9 protein-coding genes are annotated in these 10,316 nt (G+C 34.1%); 7 read left to right on the plus strand and 2 right to left on the minus strand.

All coding sequences use genetic code 11. The features are described 5' to 3' along the window. Together ABX784_RS13135 and ABX784_RS13140 are read right to left on the minus strand one after the other, a co-directional pair. Positions 1-2,305 (minus strand): hypothetical protein (locus ABX784_RS13135; protein ID WP_372655513.1); only part of this gene is annotated, 2,305 nt, incomplete at its 3' end. Between the two features lie 99 nt (positions 2,306-2,404). Continuing rightward, positions 2,405-2,938, minus strand: a complete 534-nt coding sequence (locus ABX784_RS13140) for a DUF2799 domain-containing protein (RefSeq protein ID WP_372655514.1) — start codon at positions 2,936-2,938, stop codon at positions 2,405-2,407. 92 nt (positions 2,939-3,030) lie between these two features. On the opposite strand from ABX784_RS13140, the gene ABX784_RS13145 reads away from it, so the two are divergent. The 7 genes from ABX784_RS13145 to ABX784_RS13175 form a co-directional block, all read left to right on the plus strand. Further along, positions 3,031-3,576, plus strand: coding sequence for a cytidine/deoxycytidylate deaminase family protein (locus ABX784_RS13145; protein ID WP_372655515.1), 546 nt, complete (start codon positions 3,031-3,033; stop codon positions 3,574-3,576). Positions 3,577-3,650: 74 nt separating this feature from the next. After that, positions 3,651-4,607: a hypothetical protein gene (locus ABX784_RS13150; RefSeq protein WP_372655516.1), complete on the plus strand. Its 957-nt coding sequence runs from the start codon at positions 3,651-3,653 to the stop codon at positions 4,605-4,607. A gap of 120 nt (positions 4,608-4,727) precedes the next feature. After that, the gene (locus tag ABX784_RS13155) at positions 4,728-5,246 is read left to right on the plus strand and encodes a hypothetical protein (RefSeq protein WP_372655517.1); all 519 of its coding nucleotides are present in this window, start codon (positions 4,728-4,730) and stop codon (positions 5,244-5,246) included. Between the two features lie 86 nt (positions 5,247-5,332). Then, positions 5,333-6,574 (plus strand): MFS transporter, encoded by a 1,242-nt coding sequence (locus ABX784_RS13160; protein ID WP_372655518.1) that lies wholly within the window; start codon positions 5,333-5,335, stop codon positions 6,572-6,574. A 2-nt stretch (positions 6,575-6,576) separates the two neighbouring features. Next, the gene (locus ABX784_RS13165; RefSeq protein WP_372655519.1) at positions 6,577-8,295 is read left to right on the plus strand and encodes an IucA/IucC family siderophore biosynthesis protein; all 1,719 of its coding nucleotides are present in this window, start codon (positions 6,577-6,579) and stop codon (positions 8,293-8,295) included. Beyond that, positions 8,288-9,286 carry a GNAT family N-acetyltransferase gene (locus ABX784_RS13170; RefSeq protein WP_372655520.1) on the plus strand — a complete coding sequence of 333 codons (999 nt, stop codon included), beginning with the start codon at positions 8,288-8,290 and terminating at the stop codon, positions 9,284-9,286. Before ABX784_RS13165 ends, ABX784_RS13170 begins: the two co-directional genes overlap by 8 nt. After that, positions 9,277-10,316 (plus strand): IucA/IucC family siderophore biosynthesis protein (locus ABX784_RS13175; RefSeq protein WP_372655521.1); only part of this gene is annotated, 1,040 nt, incomplete at its 3' end. The genes ABX784_RS13170 and ABX784_RS13175, both read left to right, overlap by 10 nt.

The following is a 10,316-nucleotide window of genomic DNA, read 5'->3' on the forward strand; positions in this document are numbered from 1 at the left end:
CACCATTACTTAATAACTCTCCTTTGTGATAATTTAACTCTGAGACTTTATCGAAATTATTATAAATTGAGCTTATTGTTTTAAGAATATCTGCCTGAATTGTGTTAACTTCTCGAACCAATACATTCTTCTGATCCATAAATCTTTTTAAACTTTTAGTTACATCTTTAAATACACTATGTGTATTTTTTATTTTTTCGATCTCTGCTGAAATCTCTGTTCTAGAAAGTTCTCTTTTCCTCCAATGATCAGCTTGAACCTTAGCGGCTGCAATTATTGGTTTAGAGAACTCAGTTAAATTATTTAAATACTCTTTCAATTCATCTTTATTATTAATTTCAGCAACTCTATTTAGTTTAACTTTAGACCAGATCTCATTCCAGTTCTGACTTGACTCCTCTAACTTCAAGCTTTGAAAATTATTATAAATACTTGAAGAATCACTAATAATATCACCTAGAGGTCTATGAGTTCCAATATGACTAGAAAGAATCCCAAGACTAGATCCAATTAAACCTAAAGCAGGCTGCCCTGCAGGAATAGCAGTAGAAAGAGCTGCGACAGAGCTTAGGGCCTTTTTAAAAAAAGGAACTCTATGCCTTTCAATAATATTCTCTCTCGCCATTTTATTAATTTCTTTTTCAACTCTACGAACCTCATTAGAAAAGTACTCCTCCTGTACTCTAAATGTGTCTATTTTTTCTTTTAGTAAAGGTATCTTAAAAACTAAGTTTTCGTACGCTTCCTTTCCTCTTTCAATTTCTTCAAAAAGTGAAGACTGAACTTTCTCCATTGCTTCAACTTTGCTCTCAATAGACTTCTGAGAGTTTTTTATCCAATATGTCATATATAAAGTCTTGAATGAAAATTCTAAATCTTTTTTAAATTTTGAGAAGTTTGCTTCTAAAGAATAGTTTGGAACCCAATTTACACTATTTCCAAAATAGTCTTTCTGAGAGTTAATCTTAAGTCTACTCTCATTGACCTTGGATTTAAGTGCCATAGACTTTACAGAATCTCCACCAATCTCTTTAAAGTTTAAACTCCAATCAAGTTCAGAGAACAATAAACTTGCCTCTTCTATGTGATTATTAATGTAGAGATCAGTTGCAAAAAGTAGATCTTTTTCTAAATATCCTTCAGTTTCCCAAAATTTAACAAGACTTGAATACTCACAGGCTCCGTCTTCGCCAATAGATTTTTCGGGCCCTGGAGAAACAGCATCAATTCCTTTTGATGATACCTTTTTCTTTGTACTCTTAAGTTGTGATGAGTTGTTTCTATTGATAAAAAACTCTTGATGATATGACACTAATGGAGTCCCGGCTTCCCCACCCTTTATTAACCCAGCACTCTGACCAGACAGACCTCCCTTAACTTCAACTAACTCTCTCGGAAATTTTACATAAGTCAGAAAGAAGCCACCTCTTCCTCCAGTTCCAGGTCTAGATCCAGATATAGCGTCTCGACCATCAGTGGGCCATACCTTACTCCCCTCATATGAAGTATGAGTCGAACATACTAATCTCTTATTAAATCTTTCTCTTTCAAAGTGTCTTGTATCTAAAAGATCACAGAACTCTTTAGTCAAAGTTTTAAAAACAACACCATTTCCAAGATCTCTCACCCTACTTCCGTTGGGCCCTTTAACTCCTAATGAACCATCCTGTCCCCTTCCTCCGTTCAAAATAAAAACAGAACTTCGGCGATTTTGATCATAGTTTAATTTCTTAATATTTAGAACTATCTCTCCTGAATTTTGGCCGTCCCTCCCCTTCTCTAAAAGCTTAGGTCTACTTGAAAAACCTAGAGGAGTGATATCAAGGCTTCCTTTTTTAGCGAGGTTCAATTCATGTGCTGAAATATAGACGCTAGTACCTGGCAGGTGAAGATCTTCAAAAAGATCTACAGTTTGTGCTTCAATAGTAAGCTTTGAAATATCTGTCATCTTATTTAACTGCTCAAATATTCCCTGCTGATGACCTTTTGATAATACTAAGTGTTTCCCCTTGATTAATATTTCTTTTAGCCCCATTGATTGATTTAGATTATTAAAATTATTTTCATCTAATATCTTTTTGATTTGAATTTCTATATATCTTTTATCAGTACTGGGAAGAGTCTCTCTTTTAAAAAAGAATTTTTTTACTTTATAATTGTGAACCCTTGGGCTTAATAATACTTTTGAAGACTCTTGTTCAACTCCCTCCAAAGTATCAATGATTGGAGAGACAGAGGGTTCTCCACTTTCCTTACCACAGCCTACAATCAAGACTGCTGATAAAACTAATATAATTTTTTTCATTACGACCTCCCTAATTGCAATTACTGATGCAATAGGGCGGCCATTTTTAAACTATATAACTATTTGAATTTCAAAAGAGGGTTCTACAAGTAGAACAAATTATTCTATAAATGAATCTGGCAAAGAAGAAAGCTCTCTCTCTAATTCTCTAATTTCTTTTTCGTATTCTAGTTTTTGAGAATTGAGGTTATTTACTAATTCTTTATCTAGATATGAATCCCCTAAATCGACGACAATATCCCTTCTCTTTTGATCGAGCTCTCGGAGCTGCTTCTTTAAAGTTCCTCTCTTTTTACCAAGCGTAAAAGCACGAGATAAAAGTTTCTTAGAAGACGGAGAACATTTATCTACATCATAGCTCTTTAGTTTTAATCCCACAGAAAATGCGACCTTAGTGCGACAGTACATCTCTCCAAAGCCTTCCATATAAAGCTTCTCCTCCTCTGAAGATACAATATACTGACTCTCCAGACAGGCGTTCTTTATAGAGTGGAGTAAACTCTTCCCTCCAGCACCATCAATCTTCCCGGACTTTTTCCAGTCATACGTCTCACACTGCATGGCAGTAAGCTCCAACTGAGAGCAACCTCCAAAAGTTAGTAAAATTGTAAATATTATAAAAAATCGATTCATAAGCGCCCCAATACTAAATAGGTTTTAATTAAATTAAGAACTTCATTTCATAAAGTCTATGCAAATGAAAATAGTTCAGATATTTTACAAAAATGTTAAATGAAGAAAACAATATCAATTTTATTCCTGCAAAGTCCCCTATAAACTGGGATGAATACTTTATGCTACAGGCAATGATGGCCAGCTTTAAGTCAAAGGACCCTTCAACAAAAGTTGGCGCTGTCTTTGTTGATAAAAATAATCATCAAGTAACAATGGGATACAATGGTTTTGTAGCCGGTATTGATGAAACTCAACTCCCGTGGGGAAAAAACCCAAAGGCTTCATTGGAGTTCCAAAAATACGGATATGTTGTTCACGCAGAAGCAAATGCCATTCTTCATTCAAAAGATAGCCTCGAGGGAACAAGGGCCTACGTCACACTATTTCCTTGTCATGAGTGCGCTAAATTACTAGCGAGCTCTAAAGTGAATGAAGTTATATATTTAAGTGATAAGCACCGAGAAACAGAATCTAATAGAATTTCAAAAAAGATTTTCAAATTGGCCGGCATTAAGTTTAGACAGTTAGAAATTCAAGATGTTGCGATAGACTCTATGCACAAGCATTTTCAAACACTTATTGAACAAGTGCAATAACCTCCCGAATTAGCAAGAAATCTTAATAGAAAAAGAACATTATTAAGATTCTTAATATGATAAAATGACACTCTATGGAAAAGATAATTAAACAGACCCTAGGGCTGACAGTACTAATGCCATTTATTCTTTCAATTTTTGGATGGTTTCAAGGATGGGAAATTACTTATAGACCTATCCCAAATGCACCAATAATTAGTCCTTATACTTCACTAGTTTTCATTATTTTATTTTTCAACAAGGTAAGTATTAAACAATTTAACTTATCAAGTTTCACTCTTAGTAAGATTAGAGTCTTCTCTCTTGGTTTAACTGTATCTATTCTTTTCTTAGAGCTTGCGATTCACACTAATGGGGCTAGTCAGTTCCTGGCCTTACCTATGAGTTCAACTGCAACGATATTAACATTTTTTCTTCTGTGTGTGCTTGAGGTCGTCTCACTTGAAAGTGAAGAGAATAGTCTTCTTGTAGATGCACTTTTTCTTGTCTCGCTCTTTTGGGTTTATCTCTCAATATGTGGCCACATATTTGGAGAAATTGTACTCACAGGAATCAGTAATAATGTAATGATTGGCTTAAGTTTACCTACCGCCTGCGCATTTTTGCTCTATCTAGCTATTCTTATAAAAGATGACAGCGCTAGCTACACGAAAAAGCTATTCAAATCAGTAAGCTGGGCCAAAAAGTATATCTTTGTATACACTGCAGGATTTCTAATCCTTCCCCTAATCTTTATAACTCTTTTAAAAAATGTATTATTCGAACCTGAAGATCATTTTAAAATATTTCTCTCATTCACATTAATAGGGATGTTTTTCATTACTCTCTTCATAGTACTTATTCACTTTCTATCTAAAACCCACTCGGGGATTCAGTTAATTTGTACTTATACAAAGAGAATCAAGACTCCAGATGGAGAATGGATGCCAATCGAGCGCTATCTCACATTAAATTACGGTCTAGACCTTAAGCACACCACTTCTGAAGAGGCCAAGAGGCAAAAAGAGCTAAAAAAGTCGAAACAAACTTAGTAGAACTTAGACAAGCTCCCCATTCCTCCTAAACATTTCCAAAAGAACACCTTGCCCCAACAAAAGTTTGATGATACAAACTTCTTCATAAATGAACCTGACACAAACATGGAGAGAATTATGAAAAAAGGAATACTATCATTGATACTTTTAACAGTATCAACACTAAGCTTTGCTCAAAGTGGAGACTTAACAATGCCAGGAGAAAGATGGCAAACAACTTTCAATAAGTACATTTGTAATAACGTTGTTACTGATGTTGCAACTCCAGTTGAATTTGCAAGAATCAATGCTCAGTTTGGTACAGTAACAACAGACATAACACTTGATAACGGTCTAATGAAAGCAACATTTGAAGAGAATGGAAAAGTTTGTAACTACAGCGCTATTCTATTAGCTGACAATGCTCTTTCTACTATCAAACTTATCACTTCTAAAGCATATGCAGTAAACGGTGATACAGAGTGTACAGAAGGACAGAAAGTAATTGATGAAGCATTCAAAGGTCCGAACGAGTACCTTTACTACGGTCACCCACATAACCTAGCAGTAATGGTTCCACTTGCAGACGCTGGAAACATTTGTGCAGGTCAAACTACTATGGGCGTGAACTTTGTTCTTACAGGAAAAATTGATTAATTAATTTTTGACAATTTATAGTAAAACGAAAGAGGCCAACAATTAATTTTGAAAGCCTCTTTTTTGCATTTAAGAAGATAAGTAAAATGAATAATAATAAATCAAAACTTTTTATAGCTTACCTAAATACACTCACATTTAGCTGTGTACAGATGATTCTTTACACGACGATTCCATATATTGCAGAAGAGACAGGTGTTGTTACTGCTAATATTATTGGTGCTATAAGTGTAGGTTCATTAATCTTTTCATTTATGGGTCCTTTTTGGGCAGCAAAAAGTGATAAGCTAGGACGAAAAAGAGTCTTAAGTTTTGGAATGCTTGGTATGACTATCTCATTTGTACTTATGGCGCTCTTATTTATTTTCAATACAACAATACCTCTAAGCGTAAAGATCGCGATGGTTTTTGCCAGTAGAATTATATACGGTCTCCTAGCTTCTGCGATAGTTCCAGTATCTCAGGCATGGCAGCTAGACCTAATTAAAGAAACGGAACATATAAAAGTACTCACTAGAAATTCAATGTGCCTAAACCTTGGAAGAATCCTAGGCCCAATTCTTATATTATTTAAACAAGTAAACTTTGAGTTTATAATCTATGCTGCAACTATTTGGATTTTCACTCTAGCGACAAGTTGCTTTTTAACATCTGATTCAAATGTACAGACTCAAAATTCAAAAACAGAAATAAAACTAAAAGCAGTACTTGAAAGCTGGAAAATAAGTATTAAAGAAGCGCTCTACCCTATTTTACTTGCAATGATTTTTACAAGTTTCATAGGAATTATTCATACTTTCCTAGGACATCACTTAAAAGAAGTTCTTCATATTGACGGTAAAGATGCAACAATACTTTTTGCAAAAATCATTCTAGTACTAAGTGTTACTGCACTACTAGTACAACAATTAAGTATTTGGCTATTAAAGTCTAGATGGATACCAAGAGTTCTCATTGGTGCGAGTTCGTTAGTGATTGGTTCAATCGTGCTAATGTACTCTACTAATGAACAATCTATTTGGATTTCGATTATTTTTATTTCCTTTGCGACAGCTCTTATTCCACCAGTTTATCTCTCACTAATTAGTAACTCTAAGAAAACTAAATCTAAAGAAACTGTCTTTGGAAAAAAACTTGGATTAGCAAGTGTTGCTCACTCTTTTGGCTACGCTGTAGGGGCCGGTCTAATTGCTCTATCGATGAAACTTCATCTTGTTCCAGAAAAAGCAGTTGTATTTTTTGTCTCGTTCACAATTATGGCACTTGTCTTTGTTTTAATAATTAAAGAAAAGACTCCTGCAGTTAACCTAGAAGCAAAAGAGAGTTAAACTTGAAAGAAAAGTCATTACTTTATACATTTGAAGCATTGGTAAACTCTCTCTTAAGAGAATTTATAGAACTAGACTCTATTAAGAAAAATCCTGAGAATAAGTCTATAGAGTTTATTAATACTAAGAATGAAACTCTAAGTATTGAACTCACTTTCTTTTCAATTCTAGGTAAACATCAATATGGCCTAAGACATAAGATTAATAATCAATTAGTAAATATTGAAAAATCTCTCGATTGGGTAATTAATTACTCTTGTGAGCAAATGGATCAATCAGACGAGACTCAAATAAACTCATTCAAAGCTAGAGTTCAACAGAGCCAAAAAAATATTCAAACATTTCTAGAAGACCTAGAAGTAAAAATTGAAAACGATTACAAAAAGATACTTAACTTCGTTGAGGCTGAGAGTTTATTAATACTAGGTCACTCCTTTCATCCATACCCAAAAGCAAGAGATGGATTTACGAGTGAAGACTTTAAAAACTATTCACCAGAATACAGAAAAAGCTTCTCTCTAGCTTGGGCAATTGTTGACGAAGATGTCATGCTAGAAAAACATGAAAAAGAATTTAGTTCAACGTGGATAGACTCTATCGCAAGAGATTGCCTCGGATCTTTAGAAGTTGAGAAACTAACAAAAGATAATAAGAAGCTCATTCCAGTTCACCCATGGCAGCTCACTAATATTAGAAACAATAATTTTGTAAAAGAATTAGAATCTAAAAACAAGATTTCATTTTTACATAGAGGATCTGAAGTCAGATGGTACAGTACTTCATCTATTAGAAGTATTTACTCTAAAAATTGTAAGTATATGCTCAAGTTCTCAATGAGCCTAAGACTGACAAACTCAATAAGACACCTCCAACAAGTTGAAGTAGATAGAGGTATTCAAGTCAGTGATGTCTTCAAAACAAAAGAAGGAATCAAGCTGCAAGAAAAATGGCCAAACTTTAATGTCCTACATGAACCGGCCTATGCCGCTCTTAAGAATGAAAAAGGTGAAACGGCAATTGATTCAATTGTATCTTGTAGAATAAACCCTTTTATAGATGGTGAAGAAGAAAGCACTGTTCTACTTGCAACTCTTAACCAACTCTCACCAAATGGTTCTTCACTATTAGATAATTATACAACTAGAGAAAACTCTTCATACTACTTGGACTGGTTTACTGAGTTTACAAAAGTAGTCATTTCTCCACTATTAGACTCTCAAGCTAATTTTGGAATCTTCCTTGGAGCTCACCAACAAAATATTATCTTAAAGTTAAATGATGGGGGTTTTCCTATAAAGTTATACTTTAGAGATTGTCAGGGAACAGGATACAGCGAAGACGGATTTAAGCAATATAGCCCATACTCTCAAGAGCTCGCACTAGATAATGGAAATATTCTGACGCCAGAACTTGGTCAAAAGATATTCTGTTACTATTTAATTATAAACACAGCTTTTGACACGATTTCTCATTTATCTAGAATAAGTGGTGAAAAAGAAACAAATTTCCTTCAAATTCTAAATAAATCTATTAGAGAGCTTAAGGAAAATGGAGTAAAAGATTCAAGCTGCATAGACTATCTTTTAAATGAGCAATATCTATGGGTTAAGGGAAATTATAAGTGTTGCTTGAAAGAAATTAATGAAAATACAATGAAGAGCCCTGCAGATATTTATATACCAATGAATAACCCGATTAAGGGAGCAGTTAAGCATGTCTAAGAAAATAAAACTACAATCTTTCAATACTAATCTCTTTTACAACATTGAGCTAATCAATCAAGACAAAGTTAAACTTACAAGTGACTTAACAACTCTTGAATACTCATTTCAAAAAGAAGAGAACATATTCAAAATCTTAGACTTAAAATACATAAATGATGATGTTACGCTTATCTGTTTAGAATCAATCTTTAACTTATTTCCTAAAGAAGCTTTCACAGTAATTCTCTCTAAAAACCTAATTCAAAATAACTTAAGCTTTAATCACTTAATTAAAGACGAATCAATTATTCTTCCAAGAGAAACATTTGCTTCTCTCGGTAATATTTGGGCCAAGGCCGCAGACACAAACAATGAGCCTGTAGAAGTCTCTACAAATGGGATCACTCACCCAAAACGACCGGGTTACTCTCCTGGAGAATTATTATATAAAAAATATTACTCTGAAATTGATACGACTATATCGTTTCGAGTTGCAAACGTTGAAAATGACTTAGACAACTTTCATAGCTGGCATAATAAAAAGTTCATTTACAATTTTTGGGAACTTAATAAATCTAAACAAGAGCTAGAAAGTTATCTAGAGAACGGTTTAAAAGATCCTCACAGTATACCAACAATTCTTGAATTCAATAATGAGCCTGTGGGCTACTTTGAGTTCTATTGGGCCAAAGAAGATAGACTTGGACCTTTCTATGACTTCTCTAACTACGATAGAGGATTCCACTTCCTAATTGGTGAAGAGTCTTGCCTTGGAAGAGTTAATGTTGACGCTATCTTAAAAGCAACAAGTCACTACTCATTTTTAAATGACCAAAGAACTCAGCTCCTAGCTGGTGAACCTAGAAGTGATAATACAAGAATAATTAGGTACATCAATCACTTTGAATGCTGGAGAAAAGAGAAAGAATTTGATTTTCCACACAAAAGAGCTGCACTTCTACTATGTGATAGAGAGACTTATTTTCAAGAGGGGTATCCGTGGAACTAAGAGAGCTCAATCTTAAAGCAAATCAAAACCTAGTGGCCAAGGCAATTGGTGAGCTTTACTACGAAGAAAATATTCTTCCAACTAAAGAAAATGAAGTCTACAGCCTATCACTAGCTTCAGGGATTAAATATGAGTTCACTGGTAAAGAAACAATCTGGACATCTCTCGTTATCGATGTAGATTCAGTTCTTAGAATTGAAAATGAAGAAAAAACCAAAATTAAAAGTGCCGCTCAATTTTTCATAGATGCACAAAAAGAACTCCTGTTAACAGATATTGTCCTAGCAAACTTCCTTGAAGAGCTTAACAACACTATCGTTAGAGATATTCACCTGCTAGAAAAAAGAAAGGATATAAAGTCTTCAGAGCTTTTAGAAATGTCTGAAGTTCAAAGAGAATCGTTTTTAAACGGTCATCCAAAGGCGCTTTTAAACAAAGGACGAATTGGGTGGAACCTTGAAGAAAATCAACTCTACTCTCCTGAGGAGTCAAAAGGATTCCAACTTCATTGGATTGCTATAAAAAGAGATCAATCCTCATATACTTTCTCAAAATCTACTAATGAAACTGAAATTCTAAATGACTCATTAGAACCTAAGGAAAAAGAATTACTACTAGAGTCGTTTGATAAGAATAACTTAACTGAAAAAGATTACTTAATAATCCCTGTTCATCCATGGCAATGGAATAATATTATAAGAACTCAATTTATTTTTGAAATAAGTAATGGAGAGATCATCTACTTAGGAGAATTTGGAGATACATATAGACCTCAAGTATCACTGAGAACACTTTCTAATATAAGTAGACCAGCACAATTAGATATTAAGCTACCTCTAACTATTCTAAATACTTCTGCCATTAGAGGTCTTCCTAAGAAGTATATAAAGATAGGTGTGACAATCTCTGATTACTTAGAGGAAGTGGTATCTAAAGACTCTCTCTTACAAGAAGCCAATCTAGCAATTATCAAAGAGAGGGCCGGTGCAAGCTATACAAGTAAACACTTCTCTCAAATTAAAGATGCTCC

The sequence above is a fragment of the Halobacteriovorax sp. genome (assembly GCF_041587335.1).
Lineage (GTDB): Bacteria > Bdellovibrionota > Bacteriovoracia > Bacteriovoracales > Bacteriovoracaceae > Halobacteriovorax.

What these genes read in the sequence shown, in the direction of transcription:
- ABX784_RS13140 (WP_372655514.1), bottom strand. Translation starts at nt 2,938, where the DNA reads ATGAATCGATTTTTTATAATATTTACAATTTTACTAACTTTTGGAGGT.
- ABX784_RS13145 (WP_372655515.1), top strand. Translation starts at nt 3,031, where the DNA reads ATGTTAAATGAAGAAAACAATATCAATTTTATTCCTGCAAAGTCCCCT.
- ABX784_RS13150 (WP_372655516.1), top strand. Translation starts at nt 3,651, where the DNA reads ATGGAAAAGATAATTAAACAGACCCTAGGGCTGACAGTACTAATGCCA.
- ABX784_RS13155 (WP_372655517.1), top strand. Translation starts at nt 4,728, where the DNA reads ATGAAAAAAGGAATACTATCATTGATACTTTTAACAGTATCAACACTA.
- ABX784_RS13160 (WP_372655518.1), top strand. Translation starts at nt 5,333, where the DNA reads ATGAATAATAATAAATCAAAACTTTTTATAGCTTACCTAAATACACTC.
- ABX784_RS13170 (WP_372655520.1), top strand. Translation starts at nt 8,288, where the DNA reads ATGTCTAAGAAAATAAAACTACAATCTTTCAATACTAATCTCTTTTAC.